This is a genomic window from Streptomyces sp. NPDC037203, assembly GCF_055605065.1.
Genome location: NZ_JBVJUC010000006.1, coordinates 147,692 through 170,180, shown reverse-complemented (window position 1 = coordinate 170,180; position 22,489 = coordinate 147,692). Strand labels below are relative to the sequence as shown.

At 74.0% G+C, this 22,489-nt stretch carries 18 protein-coding genes; 10 read left to right on the top strand and 8 right to left on the bottom strand.

Annotated elements, in window-relative coordinates; all coding sequences use genetic code 11:
• Window positions 1-21: 21 nt before the first annotated feature.
• Together ACZ7EC_RS19075 and ACZ7EC_RS19070 are read left to right on the top strand one after the other, a co-directional pair.
• Window positions 22-294, top strand: a complete 273-nt coding sequence (locus ACZ7EC_RS19075; protein WP_471063929.1) for a DUF2530 domain-containing protein — start codon at window positions 22-24, stop codon at window positions 292-294.
• Window positions 295-357: 63 nt separating this feature from the next.
• Window positions 358-2,754 (top strand): HAD-IC family P-type ATPase, encoded by a 2,397-nt coding sequence (locus ACZ7EC_RS19070; protein WP_471063927.1) that lies wholly within the window; start codon window positions 358-360, stop codon window positions 2,752-2,754.
• 22 nt (window positions 2,755-2,776) lie between these two features.
• Here the strand turns inward: ACZ7EC_RS19070 and ACZ7EC_RS19065 are convergent, their stop codons facing one another.
• The 4 genes from ACZ7EC_RS19065 to ACZ7EC_RS19050 form a co-directional block, all read right to left on the bottom strand.
• On the bottom strand, window positions 2,777-3,697 hold the full coding sequence (locus ACZ7EC_RS19065) for a hypothetical protein (RefSeq protein ID WP_471063924.1): 921 nt from the start codon (window positions 3,695-3,697) through the stop codon (window positions 2,777-2,779).
• Between the two features lie 117 nt (window positions 3,698-3,814).
• The gene (locus ACZ7EC_RS19060; protein WP_471063922.1) at window positions 3,815-6,970 is read right to left on the bottom strand and encodes a sacsin N-terminal ATP-binding-like domain-containing protein; all 3,156 of its coding nucleotides are present in this window, start codon (window positions 6,968-6,970) and stop codon (window positions 3,815-3,817) included.
• A 112-nt stretch (window positions 6,971-7,082) separates the two neighbouring features.
• Window positions 7,083-7,550: a GNAT family N-acetyltransferase gene (locus ACZ7EC_RS19055; protein WP_471063920.1), complete on the bottom strand. Its 468-nt coding sequence runs from the start codon at window positions 7,548-7,550 to the stop codon at window positions 7,083-7,085.
• Window positions 7,547-8,473: a DUF3027 domain-containing protein gene (locus ACZ7EC_RS19050; RefSeq protein WP_471063918.1), complete on the bottom strand. Its 927-nt coding sequence runs from the start codon at window positions 8,471-8,473 to the stop codon at window positions 7,547-7,549. Before ACZ7EC_RS19050 ends, ACZ7EC_RS19055 begins: the two co-directional genes overlap by 4 nt.
• Window positions 8,474-8,739: 266 nt before the next feature.
• Here ACZ7EC_RS19050 and ACZ7EC_RS19045 point away from each other — a divergent pair, with 266 nt between their 5' ends.
• From ACZ7EC_RS19045 to ACZ7EC_RS19030, 4 genes are all read left to right on the top strand, one after another.
• Entirely contained in the window at window positions 8,740-10,131 is a 1,392-nt protein-coding gene (locus ACZ7EC_RS19045) for an MFS transporter (RefSeq protein WP_471063916.1), read from the top strand.
• A gap of 156 nt (window positions 10,132-10,287) precedes the next feature.
• On the top strand, window positions 10,288-10,785 hold the full coding sequence (locus ACZ7EC_RS19040) for a DUF2771 domain-containing protein (RefSeq protein ID WP_471063914.1): 498 nt from the start codon (window positions 10,288-10,290) through the stop codon (window positions 10,783-10,785).
• Window positions 10,758-11,540 (top strand): futalosine hydrolase, encoded by a 783-nt coding sequence (locus ACZ7EC_RS19035; RefSeq protein WP_471063912.1) that lies wholly within the window; start codon window positions 10,758-10,760, stop codon window positions 11,538-11,540. The genes ACZ7EC_RS19040 and ACZ7EC_RS19035 overlap by 28 nt, the downstream gene beginning before the upstream one ends.
• On the top strand, window positions 11,530-12,378 hold the full coding sequence (locus ACZ7EC_RS19030) for a 1,4-dihydroxy-6-naphthoate synthase (protein ID WP_471063910.1): 849 nt from the start codon (window positions 11,530-11,532) through the stop codon (window positions 12,376-12,378). Before ACZ7EC_RS19035 ends, ACZ7EC_RS19030 begins: the two co-directional genes overlap by 11 nt.
• A 42-nt stretch (window positions 12,379-12,420) precedes the next feature.
• On the opposite strand, the gene ACZ7EC_RS19025 is transcribed toward ACZ7EC_RS19030, so the two are convergent.
• A complete protein-coding gene (locus ACZ7EC_RS19025; RefSeq protein ID WP_471063908.1) occupies window positions 12,421-12,804 on the bottom strand; it encodes a cold-shock protein in 384 nt (127 codons plus the stop codon).
• A gap of 164 nt (window positions 12,805-12,968) precedes the next feature.
• Here ACZ7EC_RS19025 and ACZ7EC_RS19020 point away from each other — a divergent pair, with 164 nt between their 5' ends.
• A complete protein-coding gene (locus tag ACZ7EC_RS19020; RefSeq protein WP_037653331.1) occupies window positions 12,969-13,226 on the top strand; it encodes a hypothetical protein in 258 nt (85 codons plus the stop codon).
• 45 nt (window positions 13,227-13,271) lie between these two features.
• Here the strand turns inward: ACZ7EC_RS19020 and ACZ7EC_RS19015 are convergent, their stop codons facing one another.
• Both ACZ7EC_RS19015 and ACZ7EC_RS19010 read right to left on the bottom strand, forming a co-directional pair.
• Window positions 13,272-13,889 carry an HAD family hydrolase gene (locus tag ACZ7EC_RS19015; protein WP_471063906.1) on the bottom strand — a complete coding sequence of 206 codons (618 nt, stop codon included), beginning with the start codon at window positions 13,887-13,889 and terminating at the stop codon, window positions 13,272-13,274.
• Window positions 13,890-14,053: 164 nt separating this feature from the next.
• Window positions 14,054-15,211, bottom strand: coding sequence for a hypothetical protein (locus tag ACZ7EC_RS19010; protein ID WP_471063904.1), 1,158 nt, complete (start codon window positions 15,209-15,211; stop codon window positions 14,054-14,056).
• Between the two features lie 110 nt (window positions 15,212-15,321).
• On the opposite strand from ACZ7EC_RS19010, the gene ACZ7EC_RS19005 reads away from it, so the two are divergent.
• Window positions 15,322-18,099, top strand: a complete 2,778-nt coding sequence (locus tag ACZ7EC_RS19005; RefSeq protein WP_471063901.1) for a helicase-associated domain-containing protein — start codon at window positions 15,322-15,324, stop codon at window positions 18,097-18,099.
• A gap of 123 nt (window positions 18,100-18,222) precedes the next feature.
• Window positions 18,223-19,878 (top strand): DNA repair helicase XPB, encoded by a 1,656-nt coding sequence (locus tag ACZ7EC_RS19000; protein ID WP_471063899.1) that lies wholly within the window; start codon window positions 18,223-18,225, stop codon window positions 19,876-19,878.
• 12 nt (window positions 19,879-19,890) lie between these two features.
• On the opposite strand, the gene ACZ7EC_RS18995 is transcribed toward ACZ7EC_RS19000, so the two are convergent.
• The gene (locus tag ACZ7EC_RS18995) at window positions 19,891-20,073 is read right to left on the bottom strand and encodes a hypothetical protein (protein WP_471063897.1); all 183 of its coding nucleotides are present in this window, start codon (window positions 20,071-20,073) and stop codon (window positions 19,891-19,893) included.
• 419 nt (window positions 20,074-20,492) lie between these two features.
• Between ACZ7EC_RS18995 and ACZ7EC_RS18990 the strand changes: the two genes are divergently transcribed.
• Entirely contained in the window at window positions 20,493-22,475 is a 1,983-nt protein-coding gene (locus ACZ7EC_RS18990; RefSeq protein WP_471064262.1) for a HelD family protein, read from the top strand.
• The last annotated feature ends 14 nt before the right edge of the window (window positions 22,476-22,489 follow it).

Below are 22,489 nucleotides of genomic sequence, written 5' to 3'. Positions count from 1 at the left end.
TCGCCTCGTAAGCTGTCCGGCATGGCCAAGTGGATCCCCCAGCACGAGGCGCCCGAGCCCCTTGAGGGGCCCGTGGTCGCCACCATCACCGGCGGCACGATCGTCTGGTTCGTCCTGTTCCTCGTGCAGCTCCCCTTCTACGGCTGGTTCCACGACCACGGCCATCTGTGGTGGCTGTGGACCTGCCTGGCCGGGGGCGGGCTCGGGCTGATCGGCGTCTGGTACGTCCGCAGGCGGGACGCGGCGATCAAGCGGGCGGCGCGGGAGCGGCCGGAATCCACCCCCGTGGAGTAGCCTCCGGGCCCTCCCCGGAAGGCCGGGTGGGCGGCCGGGCAAAGGCCACGTACCGTCGGATACATGAGCCATATAGACGCCGGCGCCGAACTCGATCCGGTGCACCCGGTGTCCCTGCCCGCGGTCCGGGCGACGGGGCTGACCGGCGCGGAGGTCGCGGAGCGCCGGGCGCGTGGCCAGGTCAACGACGTACCCGTGCGCAGCAGCCGCTCGCTCGGGGAGATCGTCCGGGCGAACGTGTTCACCCGGTTCAACGCGATCATCGGCGTGCTCTGGGTGATCACCCTGTGCGTCGCGCCGATCCAGGACGGCCTGTTCGGGTTCGTGATCCTCGCCAACACCGGCATCGGCATCGTCCAGGAGTGGCGGGCCAAGCAGACCCTGGACTCGCTCGCGGTGATCGGGGAGGCCCGGCCGACGGTGCGCCGGGACGGCGAGGCCGTGGAGATCGGCACCGACGAGATCGTGCTGGACGACCTGATCGAGATCGGTCCCGGTGACAAGGTCGTCGTGGACGGGGTGTGCGCGGAGGCCGACGGGCTGGAGATCGACGAGTCGCTGCTCACCGGCGAGGCCGATCCGGTGGTGAAGCGGCCGGGCGATCCGGTGATGTCGGGCAGCTTCGTGGTCGCGGGCGGCGGCGCCTTCGCCGCGACCAAGGTGGGCCGGGAGGCCTATGCCGTGCGGCTCGCCGAGGAGGCGTCGCGCTTCACCCTCGTCCACTCCGAACTGCGCACCGGCATCTCCACGATCCTCAAGTACGTCACCTGGATGATGGTCCCGGCCGCGATCGGCCTGGTCGTCACCCAGCTCGTGGTGAAGAACGACGACCTCAAGGGCGCGGTCGCCCGCACTGTCGGCGGCATCGTGCCGATGGTCCCGGAGGGCCTGGTGCTGCTCACCTCCGTGGCCTTCGCGATCGGCGTGATCCGGCTCGGCCGCAAGCAGTGCCTGGTGCAGGAGCTGCCCGCCATCGAGGGGCTCGCCCGCGTGGACACCGTCTGCCTGGACAAGACCGGCACGCTCACCGAGGGCGGCATGGACGTCACCGAGCTGCGCACCCTGAACGGCGCGGAGGAGTCGTACGTGCGCAAGGTCCTCGGCGCGCTCGGCGAGTCCGATCCCCGGCCCAACGCCTCGCTCCAGGCGATCATCGACGCCTACCCGGACAGCGAGGAGTGGCGCTGCGTGGAGTCGCTTCCCTTCTCCTCGGCGCGCAAGTACAGCGGGGCCGCGTTCAGCGAGGGCGACGGGGAGACCAGCACCTGGCTGCTGGGCGCGCCGGACGTGCTGCTCGGCGCCGGCGACCCGGCGCTCGCGGAGACCGAGCGGCTCAACGAGCAGGGGCTGCGGGTGCTGCTGCTGGCGCGGACACGGCGGGACCTGGACGATCCGGCGCCGGCCGAGGGCGCCCGCCCCACCGCCCTGGTCGTCCTCGAACAGAGGCTGCGCCCGGACGCGGCCGACACCCTGCGCTACTTCGCGGAGCAGCGGGTGGCGGCCAAGGTCATCTCCGGTGACAACGCGGTCTCGGTCGGCGCGGTCGCGGCCAAGCTGGGCCTCGACGGGACGGCGACGGACGCGCGGCGGCTGCCCGAGGACAAGACGGAGATGGGGCGGATGCTGGAGGGGGGCGCCGTCTTCGGGCGGGTCACCCCGCAGCAGAAGCGGGACATGGTGGGCGCACTCCAGTCGCGCGGGCACACGGTGGCGATGACCGGCGACGGCGTGAACGACGTGCTCGCCCTGAAGGACGCCGACATCGGCGTGGCCATGGGCTCGGGCTCGGAGGCGACCCGTGCGGTGGCGCAGATCGTGCTGCTGGACAACAGCTTCGCGAGCCTGCCGTCGGTGGTCGGCGAGGGCCGCCGGGTGATCGGCAACATCACGCGGGTGGCGACGCTGTTCCTGGTGAAGACGGTCTACTCGGTGCTGCTGGCGGTGCTGGTGGTGTGCTGGCAGGTGGAGTACCCGTTCCTGCCCCGCCATCTGACCCTGCTGTCCACGCTCACCATCGGCGTGCCGGCCTTCTTCCTGGCACTGGCGCCCAACAACGAGCGGGCCCGACCGCACTTCGTGCGCCAGGTGATGCGGTACTCGATACCGGGCGGCGTGGTGGCCGGGGTGGCGACCTTCGTGACGTATCTGATCGCGCGGCACTCCTACACGGGGCCCGGCCGGCTGGCGGCGGAGACCAGTGCGGCCACGCTGACGCTGTTCCTGGTCTCCATGTGGGTGCTGGCGATCATCGCCCGCCCCTACACGTGGTGGCGGGTGGCGCTGGTGGCCTCGATGGCGGTGGCGTTCCTGGTGGTGCTCGCGGTGCCCGCGCTCTCGGACTTCTTCGCGGTCCGGCTGGTGGGACTCGCCATGCCGTGGACTGCGGTGGCAGTGGCGGTGGTGGCGGCGGCCGCCCTGGAGTTCCTGTGGAAATGGGTCGACCGCCGCTTCCCCGGCTAGCGGGGCTCACTCACCCGACTGCCTACTTCACGTCGACGTAGTCACCCGCGGCGGTGGTGGCCGGGGTGGTCGTGGTGCCCGCGAAGGCGTAGCGGAAGTAGCCGTCGACCGTGGCGGTGGTCGTGGTCTTCAGGGTGCCGGTGGAGCTCGTCTTGACGGTCTTCAGCGTGGTGTAGGTGCTGGAGCCGCTCTTGCGGAACTGGAGCTTGACCGGCTGGTTGGCGTAGCCGTGGTACTTGCCGTCCTCCCAGTCGGCGCGGGCCAGCTTGCCGGTGACGGTGAGGGTCTTGCCCTTCTTCACCGGCTCCGGGGCGGCGTCGGTGTTCAGCGTCGCCCAGCGCTGGAGGTTGAAGGAGTTGGTCGGGTCCTTGACGGCCACGCCCACCTTGGACATGTCGGCCGGCTTGGTGGGGTTCTGGCCGTTGAAGGCGACGGCGTAGGCGGCGGCCTTCCAGGCGCCGGCGTCCTCGCTGAGCAGCTCGCTCGGGTCGACGGCCACGGTGGTCTTGCAGGAGGCCACCGTCTTGGAGGTGTCCGTGCAGGTGGAGACCGCGCTGTCGAAGTAGTAGATCGAGTCGTCGAAGGAGGTGCCGCGGTACAGCTCGACGGCCGCGACGAAGTCCTTGGCGTGGATGTTGACCTCGGTGCCGTGGGTCAGCGTGAAGGAGACGGGCACCTTGACGACGTTGGTGGTGCCGGCCGCGATGTTCTTGCCGTTGTTCACCTTCACGGCGGAGAAGCCGGCGTTCAGCTTGTAGGGCGTGCCCGAGGCGGCGACGGCGAAGGCCGAGCGGCCCTGCGGGTGCTGGGCGGCGTGCGCGACCTTGCTCGCGGAGTTCTCCGCGGGCACCCGCTCCTGCCCGGCGGCGTGGGCCGCGGGCAGGGCGAGGGCGGAGAGGGCCAGGGCGCCGGAGACGGCGGCCACGGTGGCACGAAGACGCATGTGCGGTTCCCCTGCGTACGAAGTAGATGGGGAGTCGGACGACTCCGGAAGATCAGACAGCGCACACGGGGGAACGGTTGTACGGAACTTGTGGGTTTCGTAAGAAACCTCTGGAGGTCAGTCGAACCAGCGGTCCCGCGCCAGTTCCTCCGTCCGGGACGGGTCCTCCAGCAGGGCGGCGACCTCGAAGCGGCGCGGCCACTGCCGTGCCGCCCAGGCGAGTCCGGCGGCGACACCCTCCAGGGTGGCCGCGTGCAGCACCCCGTCGTCGGTGAGCCGCCAGTCGATCTCCACGCCGTCGACGACCAGTTCGTCGTGCTCGACATACGTCTCGGGCGTGCGCGGGCCGAGGAGGACGCGCACCGGTTCCGGTACGTCGTGCTCGGTGCCCTCGGAGTGCACCTCGCCGGTGACGGACTCGCTGAGCCGCCGCACCTGGAACAGCTCGGCCAGTTCGGCGGCGCGGGAGGGGCGTACGGGCAGCAGGGGCACGCCCGAGGTGAAGGGCAGCAGGTCCGGGGAGTCGACGACCACGGCGTCGGCGGCGTCCACCACCCGCACCCGTCCGTCGACCACCGCCCGCAACTCGTCCGGCAGGGTGACCTGTTCCGGATCGATCTCCGCCAACGCGCCGTACAAGCCGTGCAGTTGGGCGGCGGTGACCGGGCGGTCCGGGTCGGCGAGCCGGTCCAGGAGTTCGGCGGCGCCGCCGGGCTCGTCCAGCAGGGCGGCGACCGAGGTGCGTACGCCCAGGGCGCGCAGCACCTGGCCGTCCTCGAAACCGGTGGCGTCGGCCTCGTCGTACAGGCCGCGCAGCAGCGGGTCGCCGCCGGCGGCGAGCAGGCCCGCGGGGCGCCGGCCGTCCAGCACCGGGTGCCCGCGCAGCCACCAGGCGGTGTACGGCCGCACCACCTCATGGGTGCCGTCGGGCAGCAGGACGCGCACCGGCTGGGTGAGGGCGTCGCGCAGCGGCGGGCGGGCGAGCAGGGTGAGGGCCTCGGGCCAGTGGTCGTCGTCCACCAGGTCGAGGTCGCGGACGGCGACGAGTTCGGTGGCGACCGGCGGGACGGGGCTGTCCGGGAAGCGGTCGAGGATGTCCTCGCACCACACGTCCACGGCGTCCAGCAGCCCGGCGTCGTCCGGTTCCGCGAAGTCGCCGTCGCAGGGCTCCAGTTCGTCCGGGTCGAGGACGACGTCGGTGGCGCGCACCAGCGCGAAGGTGGCGAGCACCCCGCAGGCAGTGAGCGGCTGTTCGCCCCACTTGTCCGCCAACTCCTGGTCCACGGAAGCCAGTTCGCCCTCACGGATCACGCGGGCGAACGGGCTGCCGGGGAGCACCAGCTCGCCCGCGGGGGCGAGTTCGCCGTCCTCGTCGGGCAGCGCGAGGGCGCCCAGCCAGGGCTCCTCACCGGGCTCCAGGCCCGCGTCCCGCACCAATCCGAGGACGGTGTCGGCGAGTTCCTCCGCGTCGGGGGCGTCCTCCTCCCAGCCGAGGGCGCCCTCGTCGTCCAGGGAGGCGGCGACGGCGGCCCGCACCTGGGGGGTGGTGAGCACCGCGCGCGCGGTGGCGGGCAGCGCGCCCAGCTTCTCCAGCAGCGGGTGGGCGGCGTCCTCGTGGGCGACCTTCAGACCGAGCCGGGCGAGCACGTCCGCGTCGATGCGGGCGCCGCCGGGGGTGGGCAGCAGCACCTGGCGCGGCCCGATGGCCGTGCGGGGTCCCCCGGAGCCGGAAGCGCCCCCGGCGAGCGGCACCGGCAGCCCCGACAGCCGCTCCACGTCCACGCCCGCGAGGCTGTCGTAGAGCCGCCACCACCAGTCCGGGTCCTTCTCCAGGCCCGCGAGCCGGTCGACGGCGTCGGCGAGCGGGAGCCGGGCGACGCCGAGGGTGCGCAGCTCGGCGCGGCGCTCCAGCCCCGCGGGCAGCAGGGTGGGCAGCACCTCGGCGAGCACCCGCACGGTCTCGGCGCCGGCACCCTCCACAAGCTCCGCGTCCCGCGGCCGCAGGGCCTGCGGCAGTTCGTCCTCGCCGCCCTCGCCGGGCAGCGCGGGCGGCAGGAACGCGGTGCGCGGCAGCCGCTCCAACAGGGCCTGGCGCAGCGCGCCGTCCAGCTCGCCCTTGCCCAGCGGGCCGGGCACGAGGTCGACGGCGGCCTCCGTCACCGGGCGCCATCCGGCGAGCAGTTCGGTGTACACGTCGGCCGCGCGCTGCACCAGGAAGTCGGTGAGCGGGCCGGGCGCGGTGTGCCGGCGGGTGGTGTCGAGGGGGAAGGAGGCGATGAGCAGGGCGGGGACGCCGAGGGGTTCGTCGCTGGGGGTGGGGGCGTGCACGACGGGGGACGTGCGGGGGCGCGCCGGGCGGCCCTGGTCGTCGGTGGGCACCGCCCAGGTCACCGACCAGTGGGGCCGCAGCCGCTCCTCCACCGGGCGGTCGGCGAGCAGGTGCGCGTCGAGCGGGCCGTGCGCGGAGGCGGTACGCCAGCGGGTCGTGCCCTCCCGTGAGTCCGCGACGACGGTGACGGCGCCCTCGGTGTGCCGGCGCAGGGTGCGCGGCGCGTCGTCGCCGACCTCGATGACGACCTCCGCCAGGCCCGGCAGGGTGAGCAGGAGCGCGTCGTCCACGGCGTCGAGCAGCCGCTCGGCGAGGTCGGCGGCGGCAGCGTCCCGCAGCGGCAGGATGACCGCGGTGTCGTACGGGTCGGGGGCGGTGCCCTCGGCGGCGAAGGGCAGCCGGAGCAGCGGGACATGGCCGGCGCGGCGGCGGACCTCGTCACCGAGTCCGGGGCTGTGCCGGGCGGCGTCGGCGGCCAGTTCGCGCGCCTCGGCGAGGGACCAGCGGACGCCGCCGTGCCGGCCGACGAGGGCGGGTTCGTCGGTGACCGAGAGGACGGCGGCGAATCCGACGCCGAAGCGGCCGACGGCGGCGTGCGGGGAGTCGGCGTCGCGCTTGGCGGAGGCGCGCAGGGTGGACAGCGACTCGACGCCGGTGGCGTCCAGAGGGGCGCCGGTGTTGGCCGCGATCAGGACGCCGTCGCGGAGGGTGAGGCGGAGGCGGCCGGGCACATGGGCGCGGGCGGCGGCGTCGGCGGCGTTCTGCGCCAGCTCGATCACCAGGCGGTCCCGGTAGCCGCCCAGTACGAGGTCTTCCTCGGCGTTGGCGTCCTCGCGGAAGCGGGCGGGGCTGGTGGCCCAGGCGTCGATGACACCGCGACGCAGCCGGGCCGTCCCGAAGGGATCGGCACCCTCGGCCGCGGGCCGCACGTACTTGCTGCTCACGTTCACACTCCTCGTCGACGTGAGGAAGAAGGTACAGCGCGGGGCTTGCCTCCCGGCTCCTCGCCCACCCACCCGACCCGGCCGGCCGAAGGACCGGGGCGGACGGCGGCTGTCAGACCAGCGCTTTGCGGTAGACCTGGCGGGAGCCGCCCTCCGGACCGTCGGGGGCCGGTTCGGCCGGGGTGAAGGCGAGGGACTCGTAGAAGGCGCGGGCACCGCTCAGGACCGCGCCGGGGTGGTCCGGGCCGAAGGTGACCACCTCGACCGTCGCGGGAGGCCGGACGAAGCGGTCGATCGCGTCGGCGAGCAGCGCGCGGCCCACGCCCCCGCACCGGGCCCGTTCCGTGACGACCAGCCAGTGCACCTTGTGGGCGGGGGGCTTGCCGCCGAAGAGGAGGGCGCCCAGCAGATCCCCGGACTCGGCCCGAGCGACCAGCGCCGTGCCGCGGCCGATGCCCCGCCGCACCGCCTCGGTGAAACCGGGGTCGCCCGTCATCGGGCCGAACCAGTGCTCCACCTCGGCCGCCAGGGAGAGGAAACCGCTCAGGTCCGTCTCGCGGGCGGGGCGGACCAGGGTCACGAGTGGCCCAGCTCCGCCGTCTCCTCGTCCGTCGTCGCCGGGACCGAGCCCGAGTCGCGGGCGGGATGCAGCGGGAAGGGCTCGACGCGGGTCTCGTCGACGACCGGCGCGGCCGGCTGCGGCGGCTTGGGCATGACCGCCGCCTCGGAGTGGCCGCCGCAGCCGTACGCGAGGGAGACCACCCGGCCGTCCGCCGGGGCGAACTCGTTGGCGCACACACCGAACGCCTGGCCCAGCGAGCCGCCGATGGGCACGAGGAACCCGCAGCTCAGACACGTGGCCGGCGCCGCCTGGGCCATCGGCGTGTTCGGTCCGAACGCCTCCTCCCACCGGTCGGCCGCGCGGTGCAGGCCGTAACGGGACAGAACGCGCGCTCTGCGCATGCCCAGTTCCTCGGCCACCGCGGCGATGGTGCCCCGCGAGGGCACCGTCGGCTGGACGGCCGGCGCGCCCGGCGCGACGTCCGCGTCCTCGGCCTCCGCCAGTTCCGCCATCTCCTCCGACACCGCGGAGTCGACCGGCGGCTGGTCGTCGCCGATGTAGCCCGGCTCCAGGCGCGGGTCGTCCTGGTCGGTGGGGAGCAGATCGCCGGGGCCGAGGTCGCCGGGGCGCAGCCGCTCGCTCCACGGCACCCATTCGGGGGCGAGGAGGGCGTCGGGACCGGGGAGCAGGACCACCTCGTCCAGCGTGACGATCTTGGCGCGGGAGGCGCGGGCCACGGTGGCGGCCCAGCGCCAGCCCCGGTAGCCCGGTTCCTTGCATTCGAAGAAGTGCGTGACAACACGGTCGCCCTCGGAGACCAGCCCGGAGTGCTCGCCGACCACGCCGGGTGCGGCCGCCTCCTCCGCGGCGGCACGGGCGAGGTCGACCGCCTCGGCGCACAGGCGGTCGGGGGTGCGGCTTCGCGTTGTCGCTGCGCTCACAGGTATCGCTTCTCTCCTACGCCGTCTCGTCAAGGCGGCTGCCTTAGGCGGGTTGGCCGACGGAGCGGACCTCAGGACCGCATCGACGTCTGCATCATCCGCGCGCTCGGGCGCACCTCTGCCATCCATTCTGCGTTATGGCTGAGATACGCACGCTACACCGAACAGGATTCATTGCCGCTCGGCGGCATTCTCCCCCACCTCGGGGGCGCGGTTCGCCGCCATACGTGCCGTATCGGCACTATCCCGCGGCATCTCGGGGCACTATGAACCTCGTGGCAACCGCGGACAGGCGTGGGGTTCGGGGTGGCGGTGCGCGCCGGGTGGGCGGTGCCGCCCGGTCCGTCGGGCGTGCCCTGCACTCCCCGGTCACCGGCGCCGCGCGCGGCATCCGCCGGGCGACCCACGCGCACGGCGCGGGTGAGTCGGGGCTCGGCAAGCTGATCGAGCTGCACGCGGTGAACGGCGCCGGGGACGTCATGATCACCGTGGCGCTGGCTTCCACCGTGTTCTTCTCCGTGCCGACCGACGAGGCGCGCGGGCGGGTCGCGCTGTACCTGGCGATCACGATGGCGCCGTTCACCGTCCTCGCCCCCGTGATCGGCCCGCTGCTCGACCGGCTGCCGCACGGGCGGCGGGCCGCGATGGCTGCGGCCATGCTGGCGCGGGCGCTGCTCGCCCTGCTGATCTCGGGCGCGGTGGCGACCGGGAGCCTGGAGCTGTATCCCGCGGCGCTGGGCGTGCTGGTGGCGTCCAAGGCGTACGGCGTGGTGCGCAGCGCCGTCGTACCGCGGCTGCTGCCGCCCCTGTTCTCGCTGGTGAAGGCCAACTCCAGAGTCACCCTGGCCGGGCTGCTGGCCACCGGGGTGGCCGCGCCGATCGCGGCCGCGCTGCACCGGCTCGGCGATCCCTGGCCGCTCTACGGCGCCTCCGTGATCTTCGTGGGGGGCACGGCGCTGTCCTTCTCGCTGCCGCCCAAGGTGGACTCGGCCCGCGGCGAGGTGGTGGCGCTGCTCGCCGCCGACGAGAAGCGGCTGCCGCGGACCAGGGTGAAGCGGCCCGGACTGCGCACGGTCGGGCCCGCCGTGACCCACGCCCTCGGCGCCAACGCGGCCCTGCGCTGCCTGTCCGGCTTCCTGATCTTCTTCCTCGCCTTCCTGCTGCGCGAGCACCCGCTCGGCGGCCAGAGCGCGGTGGTCTCCCTGGGCCTGGTGGGCGCCGCGGCCGGCACGGGCAACGCGCTGGGCACGGCGGTGGGGGCGTGGCTGAGATCACGGGCGCCGGAGATCATCATCGTGACCGTGGTCGCGGCGGCGCTGGGCATGGCGCTCGTGGCCGCGGTGTTCTTCGGGACCGTCCTGGTGACCTGTCTCGCGGCGGTCGCCGGGTGCGCGCAGGCGCTGGCCAAGCTGGCGCTGGACGCGCTGATCCAGCGGGACGTGCCGGAGCTGGTGCGCAGCTCGGCCTTCGCCCGCTCCGAGACGCTGCTCCAGATGGCGTGGGTGTTCGGCGGCGCCGTCGGCATCGTGATGCCGCTCAACGGCACGCTCGGACTGCTGGCCGGCGCCGCGTTCGTGGCCGTGGGCTGGCTGGGCACCCTGCGCGGTCTGATCGCCTCCGCCCGGTACGGCGGCCGGCCCCGCGCACGGATGGCGTGACCGGGGGCCGGGAGTGAGCGGGCGGTGCCGCAAAGGGGCAGGCCGGGTGACGAACCGGGCGCGCCCGGGTTGTCGCGGACACGACTGGCGTAACGAACCGGGCACGCCGCACCCCGCGTGGGCGGGCGGCTCCGGGCGCCCGATAATCTTTCGGCCATGACCACGCTGCCCCGCGGCGAAGCCGCTGAAGTACACCGCGTTGTGCGGCGCCGCCGCGCCGTCGCCGCCGCCGGCGCCGTTGCCGCCGGACTGCTCGTCCTGTCGGCCTGCGACAAGCCGACGCCCAACGCGACGATCACCGTCGGCCGGGACTCGGTGCACTCCGAGGCGGTCTGCTACAACGACGGCAAGGCCATCGACGCCAAGGCCCTGACCGACTGCGCCAAGAAGTCCGCCGACGCGAAGAGCATCTCGGTCGGCGAGGACTCGACGGTCCGCATCGGCGTCGACCCGAAGATCGCGGACGCCGGCTGGGCCGTGCTGGTCAACGGCCGCCCCTTCACCAGCCTCAGCAAGGAGACGTACCGCACCCTGCCCAGCAACGCGTTCTTCAACGAGCAGTACGGCACGGGCGGCGACACCAACACGCTGGTGATCCAGATGGGGTCCAGCCCGACCAAGGGCGTGTGGTCCTTCAAGCTGAAGAAGGCCTGATCACGACGTCCGCACGCATCCTCGTGGCCACCGCGGTCCCGGCCGAACGGGACGCGGTGGCACGTGCGTTCCCCGAGTCCGGGGACGAGGTACGGCTGCCGGGCGCGATGGTGGTCCGTACGACGGCCGGCGCCGGTCCGGCTCGTACGGCCGCCGGTGGGGCCGTGACCGATCTGCTCGCCGCCGGGGTCGGGCCCGCGCGGGCCGCCGCCGCCACCGCCGCCGCGCTCACCGCGGCCGCGCTCGCCGGCGCCCCCTACGACCTGGTCGTCTCGGCCGGGATCGGCGGCGGCTTCGCGCCCGGTGCCCCGCTCGGCTCGCTCGTCGTGGCCGACGCGATCACCGTCGCCGATCTGGGCGCCGAGACCCCGGACGGCTTTCTCCCGGTCACCGAGCTGGGCTTCGGGACCGTCACCCACCGCCCGCCGGAATCACTCGTACGGGCCGTGGCGGAGGCCACCGGCGCCCGCACCGGCACCGTCCTGACCGTGTCCACCGTGACCGGCACCGCCGCCCGCGCCGCCGCGCTGCGCGCCCGGCACCCCCGCGCGCTCGCCGAGGGCATGGAGGGCTTCGGGGTCGCCGAGGCCGCCGACGCCCAGGGCGTGCCGGCGCTGGAGATCCGCGCGATCTCCAACCCGGTCGGCCCGCGCGACCGCGCCGCCTGGCGCATCGGCGACGCCCTCGCCGCCCTCACCGCGGCCTTCGGGAAGTTCGCGCCCGCATTGGAGAGTTGGAACCCGTATGACCAGTGAGCCCTTGCAGATCGCGTACTCGCCCTGCCCCAACGACACCTTCGTCTTCGACGCCCTCGCCCACGGCCGCGTCCCCGGCGCCCCCGCGCTGGACGTGACCTTCGCCGACATCGACATCACCAACGGCATGGCCGAGCGCGGCGAGTACGACGTGCTGAAGGTGTCGTACGCCGTGCTGCCGTACGTCCTCGACGAGTACGCGCTGCTGCCCTGCGGCGGCGCGCTCGGCCGGGGCTGCGGGCCGCTGGTGCTCACGCGGGAGGACGGGGTCGACCTGACGGGCCGTACGGTCGCCGTGCCCAGCGAGAAGTCGACCGCGTATCTGCTGTTCCGGCTGTGGGCGGCGGACACCGTGCCCGGCGGGGTCGGCGAGATCGTGGTCATGCCGTTCCACGAGATCATGCCGGCCGTACGGGACGGCAGGGTGGACGCGGGCCTGGTGATCCACGAGGCCCGCTTCACGTACCGCACCTACGGGCTGCACAAGCTCGCCGACATGGGCGAGCACTGGGAGCGCACGACCGGGCTGCCGATCCCGCTGGGCGCGATCGTGGCCAAGCGGTCGCTGGGCGCCGAGGTGCTGAAGGGACTCGCCGAGGCGGTGCGCGCGTCCGTGCGGGCCGCGTGGGACGCGCCCGAGGTCTCCCGGCCCTACGTCATGGCGCACGCCCAGGAGATGGACCCGGCGGTGGCCGACCAGCACATCGGGCTGTACGTCAACGAGTTCACCGCCGACCTCGGCGAGGACGGCTACGCGGCGATCCGCGGGCTGCTCACCCGCGCCGCGGCCGAGGGACTGGTGCCGCCCCTCGGCCCGGACGCGCTCGCGTTTCCCTGACGGGGACCTGCCCGTCAGGGGTCTGCCGGAGGGCGGGCGCGGTCAGACGTCCAGCTGGTCGGCGACCGCGCGGAGCAGCCCGGCGATCTTCTTGCCGGAGGCCTTCTCGGGGTAGCGGCCCTTCTCCAGCATCGGGGTGATGTTCTCGAGGACGGTCGTCAGGTCCTGCACGATCGAGGCCAGCTCGTCGGGCTTCTTGCGCTGGGCGGCGGCCACGGAGGGCGTCGGGTCGAGCACGATCACCGAAAGCGCCTGGTCGCCGCGCTGGCCGGCGACCACGCCGAATTCCACGCGCTGTCCCGGCTTGAGCACATCGACTCCGGCGGGGAGAACCGAGGAATGGACGAAGACGTCACCGCCGTCGTCGCGGGAGAGAAAGCCGAAGCCCTTCTCGCTGTTGAACCACTTGACCTTGCCGGTAGGCACGTCTGTCCTCGTCCTCGTACTCGTCGGGAAAACTTCTTCGGAAACGGCTCTTGATAGCACTAGAGCGGGTCGACCGTGACCCGCCGTCATCAAGGCTAATGGTCTTGGACCCGGTGACAAGACGTCGCCCGGTCGTTCTCTCGCGCAGGAACTACCCTGGTCCGGTGCGTGACAAAACCCAAGCGAATTCCGCCGGGCCCGGCGACGGACTGATCCGTGCCGGCGCCATCGTGTTCTTCGTCGGGGCCCTGGCCACCCTGGTCACGATGGTCCCGTTGTTCCTCGGAACCAAGCCGTTTCCCACCTACATGTACGGACTGTGCATGCTCATGGGTGTCGGCTTCCTCGTCGCCGGCGCGGGGGTGCTGCGGTCGATCGCGGCCGGCCGGCGGCAGGCGAGGAGCGCCGCGGCGTCCCGGTAGCGAGCGGGCCGCGGCAGCGCCGGGGGGCCGTCGGAGCCGGAGCCGTCAGGGGCGGTAATCGGCCAGCCACGCGGGGAAGGCGGACAGGTCGTCCAGGACGACGTCCGCCCCGGCGGCGCGCAGCTCGTCCGCGGGGCAGGGCCCGGTCGCCACGGCGACCGACAGCGCGCCCGCCGTACGCGCCCCGCGCACATCGCCGGTGTGGTCGCCGACGTACACCCCCGCGCCGTACTCGCGCAGCGCCTGCGCCTTCTGCTCGGCCCACAGGTCGCCCACGACCACGTCCGGCTCGATGCCCAGGTGGGAGAGGTGCAGCTTCGCGTTCGGCTCGTACTTGGCGGTGACCACCATGGTCCGGCCGCCGGCCGCGCGCACGGCCGCCAGGGCCTCGCGGGCGCCCGCCATGGCCGGGGTCGCGGCGATGGCTATGGACGGGTACATCTCCCGGTACAGGCCGGCCACCGCGGGCAGCCGCTCGGCCGGGAACCAGTTCGCCAGCTCGTCCGCCAGCGGCGGGCCGAGCCGGGTGACCGCCAGATCGGCGTCGATGTACGTCCCCGTACGCTCCGCCAGCGCCACGTAGCACGCGCGGATGCCGGGCCGGGAGTCGATGAGGGTCATGTCGAGGTCGAAGCCGACGGTGAGGGAGGCCATGGGGGACATGGTGCCAGGTGGGCAGGGCGGTCCACCGCCCGCCGCCCGGCCTCCCCGACCGCGGGCACCGGCCGCCGTCCGGCGGGCATCGGTGTGCGCGCCGCGGACATCGGTGTGCACGCCGGGGCGTCGGCCCTTGTCCCGGCGGTCCGCCGGTTCCCGCGCCGCCGGTGTCAGCCTCTGCGCTGCGAGCGCCACACCACGTACAGCGCCGAGGCGACGGCCGCGCCCCGCACCACCCAGGGCCAGGTCTGGGCGACGGCGTCGCCCATCTGCCCCTGCGCGATCGGGTCGCCCCAGCGGCCGCTCTGCCGTCCCCACAGCCACACCAGGCCCGCCGCGACCGCGCTGCCGGGCAGCACGAGCACGGCCCACTTGCTCTCGGACGGGCTCAGCCGCCGGGAGGCGTAGACGATCGCCCAGCCCGCGAGCAGCGCGAACCAGTTGCCGAGCACCGCCCCGGCGACCAGCGCGGCGGCGGCCAGCAGCAGGATCGGGTTGGACCAGCCGGCCGCGGGACCGGGCAGGAGGCGGCGGGCGGGGGCGGCCCCGGCGTCCGGCGCCAGGTCGGAGGTGATGCCGGGCGCCGTGTCCGGCACCTTGTCCGGGGCCGGGGCGGCGGCCGTGGCCCGGCGCGGGAACAGCCCGAAGCGCCGGGTGGGGACCGGAGGGGGAGCCTGCGCCGCCTTCTCCCGCTCCTCCCGTTCCTCCCGCTCCAGCCGCTCCTTCTCCAGCTCGTGCGGCGGGCGGCGCAGCAGGTCCGGGATCTCCACCCCGCCGACGAAGCCCGGCACCGGGTCGGTGTCCAGGAAGGGGCTGTGCCCGGCGCCGCCGAAGGCACCGCCGGAGGCACTGCCGGACGTGCGCCACCAGTCGCGCACCGGCTCGGCCTGCCACAGCTCGTGCGCGGCGGCGGCCGACGCGTCCTCGGGCACGGACGGCTCGGGCCGGGACCCGGCGGGACGCGGCCGGGGCACGACCCGGCGCAGACCCCGCGGACGCTCCCCGGCCGGCGCCGCACGCTCCGGCTCGCGCTCGCGCTCCCGCGGCGCGGGCTGCGCCGGTACGGCCGCGGGCGGACGGCCCGCGCCCCCGGCGGGCCCGGTGCCGGCCGCGGCCTCGACCACCTCGTCGGGGGTGCCCAGGCGGTCCAGGATGCGGCGGACCGCGGCGGGACTGTCCACCGTCGCCCTGGCCCGGTCGCGGTCGATCTCGTTGCGCAGCTCCGAGACCAGCCGCATGCGCGCGGAGGACGGCAGCTGCCGCTGCTGAGCGATGTCCCCGACGCGGCTCAGGTACTCGTAGACGACCTTGTCGCTTTCGATGCCCACGGAATCCCTCCGGGGAGACGCCGACTGAAACCCCGTGAGGACGGTAGCGCAGAGCGGGGCGCCGCCCGCCACGGCTGAAGGGCCGGGGGTGACCCGCTACCGTTGGCCGGATGAGCCAAGAGGCCAACCCAGCCCCTCGGTCCCTCGCGGAGGCGCTCCGCGCCAGGGACGACGCCTCCCTGGCCGCGCTGCTGCGCAGCCGCCCGGACCTCATCACGCCCGTCCCCACCGATCTGACCCAGCTGGCCACCCGCGCCGGCACCCGGTCCTCGGTCCTGCGGGCCCTGGAACGGCTGGACCGCTTCGCGCTGCAGACCGCCGAGGCGCTGGCCGTGGCCCCGGACCCGGCGTCGTACCGGGCGCTGCTCGGGCTGATGGCCGGGGACGCCGGGGACGAGACGGTGGCCGCCGCGCTCCCCCGCGCCCTCGCCACCCTGCGCGAACAGGCGCTGGTGTGGGGCGACGACGAGCGGCTGCGGCTGGTGCGCACCGCCCGCGAGCTGCTCGCCCCGTCCCCGCAGCATCCCTCGCCGACCGGGCTCGGACCCACCGTGCACGAGGCCGCCTCGGGCATGTCCTTGGGGCGGATCCAGGAGATCGTGACCACGGCGGGGCTGGCCTCGACCCATGACTCGGTGTCGGCGCTGAGCGCGCTGACCGCCCTGTTCACCAACCGGAAGAAGATGGCCCGGCTGCTCTCCAAGGCGCCGGAGGGCTCCCTTGAGGTGCTGTCGCGGCTGGTGTGGGGGCCGCCGTACGGCCAGGTCACCCCGGAACCGGCCGCCCATCTGCGCTGGCTGCTGGACCGGGGCCTGCTGCTGCCGACGGCGCCCGGCACCGTCGTACTCCCCCGCGAGGTGGCCCTGCATCTGCGCGCGGGCCGCGCCCACCGGGAGCCCGAGCCGCTGCCGCCCGCGGTGGAGCCGGCCGCGACCCACCGTCCACAGGTTGTGGACGCGACGGCGGCCGGCCAGGCGCACACCGCGCTCGCCACCGTCGAGGAGCTGCTGAAGGACTGGGACGAGGGCGGCCCCGCGGTGCTGCGGGCCGGCGGGCTGAGCGTGCGCGATCTCAAGCGGACCGCCGTCGCCCTGGACGCGCCCGAGCCGCTCGCCGCGTTCTGGGTCGAACTGGCTTACGCGGCGGGCCTGTTGGCCTCCGACGGCGAGGCCGACGAACGGTACGCCGCCACCCCCTTCTACGACGAGTGGCTGGAGCGTCCCCCGGCCGAGCGCTGGGCGCTGCTCGCCGGGACCTGGCTGACGGCGACCCGCGCGCCGGGCCTGGTCGGCGGCCGGGACGCCAAGGACCGCACCCTCTCCGCGCTCGGCCCCGGTCTGGACCGCTCGGCCGCGCCCGAGGTACGGCACCGGGTACTGACCCTGCTGGCCGGTCTCCCGGCGGGCACCGCTCCGGTCCCGGAGTCGATCCTGTCCCGCCTGCACTGGGAACGCCCCCTGCGCGGCACCGCGGCCACCCCCCGCCCCGGCAAGGACACCCCCGCGGCCCCCGCCGAGGACCTGCGCACCCGTCTGGCCCGCTGGACCCTGACGGAGGCGGAACTCCTGGGCGTGACGGGGCGCGGCGCGCTGTCCACCCACGGCAGGGCACTGCTGGGGGCACCGGCGGCCCGCTCGGGCGGGGCGGACGAGGGGGGCGACTCGGCCGGCGCGCCTGGCCCGACTGGCGTGTCCGGCACGGCTGGTCCGGCCGGCGCGTCCGGCACGGCTGGTCCGAGCGGCGCGTCCGGGGTGGCCGGCACCAAAGCCCCAGCCGGCGCGGTCGGCGCGACCGGTGCGGACGGCCCGGCCGGCAGGGGTGAACCCGGTGGCCCCGGCGACAAGCTCCCCGTCCATCACCACCGCACACCCGCCCCGGCCACAGCCCCGCCCGCCACCGCCCCGGCCACCCTCCTGCCCCCGGCCCCTCTCTCCCCCGCCGAACAAGCCGCCGCCACCGCCACCGCCGCCCGGCTGCTCGCCCCGCTCCTGCCCGAGCCCCTCGATCACGTCCTCCTCCAGGCCGATCTGACGGCGGTCGCGCCGGGACCGCTTAAGCGGCCGCTCGCGGAGATGCTCGGGGTGCTCGCGGACGTGGAGTCGAAGGGCGGCGCGACGGTGTACCGGTTCACTCCGGGATCGGTGCGCCGGGCCCTGGACGCCGGGCGGACCGCCGCCGATCTGCACGACTTCCTCGCCCGGCACTCGCGCACCCCGGTCCCGCAGCCGCTCGCCTACCTGATCGACGACGTGGCCCGCAGACACGGGCATCTGCGGATCGGCGCCGCCTCCGCCTACGTCCGCTGCGACGACGACGCCCTGCTGAACGAGATCCTCGCCGACAAGCGCGCCACCGCCCTGCGCCTGCGCCGCCTCGCCCCGACCGTGCTGGCCGCCCAGACCGATCCGGCCGCCCTGTTGGAGGGCCTGCGCGCGATGGGCTTCGCGCCCGCCGCCGAGTCCGCCGAAGGCGATGTGCTGATCACCCGCGCCCACGCCCACCGCACCCCGCCCCGGACCGCGCCCGAGCCGGTGCCGGACGGTCCGCCGCCGCCCGACGCCACGCTCCTGTCCGCCGCGATCCGCGCCATCCGGGCCGGTGACCTGGCCGCCACCGCGCCCCGCAAGCCCACCGGCACCGATCCGGCGGCCGGTGAGCTGCCCCGCACCTCCGCCGCCGAGACCCTGGCCACCATGCAGGCAGCCGTGCTCACCGGCGACTCCCTGTGGATCGGCTACGTCAACGCCGAGGGCGCCGCCAGCCAGCGCGTCATCGCCCCGGTCCGGGTGGAGGGCGGCTTCGTGACGGCGTACGACCACACGGCGGACGAGGTCCGGACCTACCCGCTGCACCGCATCACCGGGGTGGCCGAGCTGGCCGGGGAGTGAGCGGAGACGGCCGCGGCGGCCCGCGGCCCGCCGTGATCGCCACCGGATGGGGCACACTGGAGGTTTGGTCCCGGTGAAGGCCGTCGTCCCCGTGAAGGCCGTGGTGGAAAGGGTGTGCCGCGCGTGAATGGTCCACTGATCGTCCAGTCCGACAAGACCCTGCTCCTGGAGGTCGACCACGAGCGGGCCGACGACTGCCGGCGCGCCATCGCGCCGTTCGCCGAGCTGGAGCGGGCGCCCGAGCACATCCACACCTACCGGGTGACGCCGCTCGGGCTGTGGAACGCGCGGGCCGCGGGGCACGACGCGGAGCAGGTCGTGGACGCGCTGGTGGAGTACAGCAGGTACCCCGTGCCGCACGCGCTGCTCGTGGACATCGCCGAGACGATGGACCGCTACGGCCGCCTCACCCTCTCCAAGCATCCCGCGCACGGACTGGTCCTGACCACCACCGACCGGCCGGTCCTGGAGGAGGTCCTGAAGTCCAAGCGGATCACCCCGCTGGTCGGCGCGCGGATCGACCCGGACACCGTGGTGGTGCACCCCTCCGAGCGCGGGCAGATCAAGCAGACGCTGCTCAAGCTCGGCTGGCCGGCCGAGGACCTCGCGGGCTACGTGGACGGCGAGGCGCACCCCATCGACCTGCGCGAGGACGGCTGGGCCCTGCGGCCGTACCAGAAGCAGGCCGTGGAGAACTTCTGGCACGGCGGCAGCGGTGTCGTCGTGCTGCCCTGCGGTGCGGGCAAGACGCTGGTGGGCGCGGCCTCCATGGCGGAGGCGAAGTCGACCACGCTGATCCTCGTGACCAACACCGTCTCCGCCCGGCAGTGGAAGCACGAGCTGGTGAAGCGGACCTCGCTGACCGAGGACGAGATCGGCGAGTACAGCGGGACCCGCAAGGAGATCCGCCCGGTCACCATCGCCACCTACCAGGTGCTGACGACCAAGCGGAAGGGCGTCTATCCGCACCTGGAACTGTTCGACTCCCGTGACTGGGGACTGATCGTCTACGACGAGGTGCATCTGCTGCCGGCTCCCGTCTTCAAGTTCACCGCCGATCTCCAGGCACGGCGGCGGCTGGGGCTGACCGCCACGCTGGTGCGCGAGGACGGCCGTGAGTCGGATGTGTTCTCCCTGATCGGGCCCAAGCGGTTCGACGCGCCCTGGAAGGAGATCGAGGCGCAGGGGTACATCGCACCCGCCGACTGCGTCGAGGTCCGGGTGAACCTGACGGAGTCCGAGCGGCTGGCGTACGCGACGGCCGAGACGGAGGAGAAGTACCGCTTCTGTGCCACCACGGACACCAAGCGGAAGGTCACGGAGGCGATCGTCCGCCGGTTCGCGGGCCAGCAGATCCTCGTGATCGGTCAGTACATCGACCAACTCGACGAGCTGGGCGAGCACTTGAACGCCCCGGTGATCAAGGGCGAGACCTCCAACGCCCAGCGCGAGAAGCTTTTCGACGCCTTCCGTGAGGGCGAGATCAACGTGCTGGTGGTGTCCAAGGTGGCGAACTTCTCCATCGACCTGCCCGAGGCCACGGTCGCCATCCAGGTGTCCGGCACCTTCGGCTCCCGCCAGGAGGAGGCCCAGCGGCTCGGCCGGGTGCTGCGGCCCAAGGCCGACGGCCACCAGGCCCACTTCTACTCGGTCGTGGCCCGCGACACCATCGACCAGGACTTCGCCGCCCACCGCCAGCGCTTCCTGGCCGAGCAGGGCTACGCCTACCGGATCATGGACGCGGACGAGATCCTCTCGGAGGCGGAGGGCCGGGGGTGACGGGTGCCGCCGTCACGCCCGGCGTATGCCGGCTTCCTCGCCGTACTCACCGAGGATGACGACGCCGAACGCCGCCTGTGCGAACACCTTCAGCGCGCGCAGGGCGCTGCCCAGGAGGTGGCGCGGGGCGCCGTCCACCGCCGTGGCTCCGGTCGGGGGGCGGGGAGTGGAGGGGGAAACGGTTGCTGCGCTCATGACTCCATGGTGGAACTCCGGACCGCTTCGCGGTATCGGTCCACGGGTCCAATTCCGGATGCCCCCGCCTGCACCCGCGGGTGGACCCGACCCCCACCCGCCCCCTAGGGGCCGCGCCGAGCACCGGGGCCCTTCGCATGACCTTGCCGCCATGGTGAATATCCATTGGCGCTTCATCGGCCCCCCTCACTAAAATCCCCTCTCTTGCCCGCCTCCCCTCCGGGAGTGCCGCCGCCCGGCCGGAAACCGGACGGCCACGCCGTCGCGCACGGCACCGTCACCGTCGTACCGCCCGCAGCAGGCCCACCGGAGGCACCCCCTTGTCCACGTCCGCTCACGCACAGGCCATCGATCCCACCGGGGACCCGCTCTCCCGCGAGCGCGCGCACCTCGCCGACTCGCGGGCCGCGCTGCGTGCCATGCGCGAGGACGTGGAGGCGCTGGACATCCGCGACGTCACCGCGAACTGGGTCAACGCCGCGGTGCTCGGCCGCCAGATCGACGACCGCATCAAGGCGCTGGCCGACCTCAGCGACACCCCGCTGTTCTTCGGCCGCCTCGACTACCTGCACGCTCCGGGCGAGGACCAGGCGGAGGGCGCGTCGGGCGAGCAGTTCTACATCGGGCGCCGGCATGTGCACGACGCCGACGGCGACCCCATGGTCATCGACTGGCGCGCGCCGGTCTCCCAGCCGTTCTACCGGGCGTCCAAGAAGGACCCGATGGACATCGGGCTGCGCCGCCGCTTCGGCTACACCGGCGGCGAGCTGACCGCGTACGAGGACGAGCGGCTGTCCGACCCCGCGGAGGCGGCCACCACCAGCAGGCTGCTCCAGCAGGAGATCGAGCGGCCGCGCGTCGGTCCGATGCGGGACATCGTCGCCACCATCCAGCCGGAGCAGGACGAGATCGTCCGCAGCGGCCTCGGCGGCACCGTCTGCGTCCAGGGCGGCCCCGGCACCGGGAAGACCGCCGTCGGCCTGCACCGGGTGGCGTACCTGCTGTACGCGCACCGCGAGCGCCTCGCCCGCACCGGCACGCTGGTCATCGGCCCGAACAAGTCCTTCCTGCACTACATCGAGCAGGTGCTGCCCGCGCTGGGCGAGCTGTCCGTGCAGCAGGCCACCGTGGACGACCTGGTGGCGCGGGTGGAGGTGCGCGGCACGGACGACGCGCCCGCCGCGGTGATCAAGGGCGACGCCCGGATGGCCGAGGTGCTGCGCCGGGCCCTGTACTCCCACGTGACGCTGCCGGCGGAAGCCGTGGTGGTCGTGCGCGGCTCCCGGCGCTGGCGGGTTCCGGCGTCCGAACTGGAGGAGCTGGTACGGCAGTTGCTGGACCGGGAGATCCGGTACGGCGCCGCGCGCGAGGCCCTGCCGCAGCGGATCGCGCACGCGGTGCTGGTGCGGATGGAGCAGGCCGGGGAGGCGCCGGACGACCGGGTGCAGGACGCGGTGGCGCGCAACAGCGCGGTGAAGGCGGCGGTCAAGGCGATCTGGCCCGTGGTCGATCCAGCGAAACTGGTGCTGCGGCTGCTCACCGAGCCGGAGTTCCTCGCCGAGCACGCGGCCGGGCTGCTGGACGAGGACGAGCAGAAGACGATCCTGTGGGCCAAGCCGGTCCGCAGCGTGAAGTCGGCCAAGTGGTCCGCCGCGGACGCGGTGTTGATCGACGAGGCGGCCGATCTGATCCAGCGCACGCACTCGCTCGGCCATGTGGTCCTGGACGAGGCGCAGGATCTCTCCCCCATGCAGTACCGGGCGGTGGGCCGCCGCTGCACCACGGGCAGCGCGACCGTCCTGGGCGACCTGGCGCAGGGTACGACGCCCTGGGCGACCCGGAGTTGGCAGGAGGCGCTGGCCCACCTCGGCAAACAGGACGGTGTGATCGAGGAGTTGACGGCGGGCTTCCGGGTGCCGACCGACGTCATCGCCTACGCCTCCCGGCTGCTCCCGCACATCGCGCCGGGCCTGACCCCGGTCGCCTCCGTCCGGGAGAATCCGGGCTTCTTCGAGGTCCGCGCGATCGACGGCACGGACGAAGTCGTCGCCGCCTGCGAGGAGTTGCTCGGCAACGAGGGCTCGACCGGCCTGATCGCCGCCGACGCCCGGATCCCCGCGCTGGCCGAGGCGCTGACGGCGGCCGGGATCGGATACCTCGCGCCGGGCGAGGAGACGACCCGCGAGAAGCGGCTGACCCTGGTACCGGCCTCGCTCGCCAAGGGCCTGGAGTACGACTACGTGGTCCTGGACGAGCCGCGGGCGGTGGTCGACGGCGAACCGGACGAGCGCACCGGCCTGCGGCGGCTGTACGTGGCCCTCACCCGAGCGGTCTCCGGCCTCGTGGTGACCCACACGGCGCCCCTGCCTCAGCAGCTGGCGGAGTCCGTGCACGTGCTGTGACCTCCTGCCCGTTG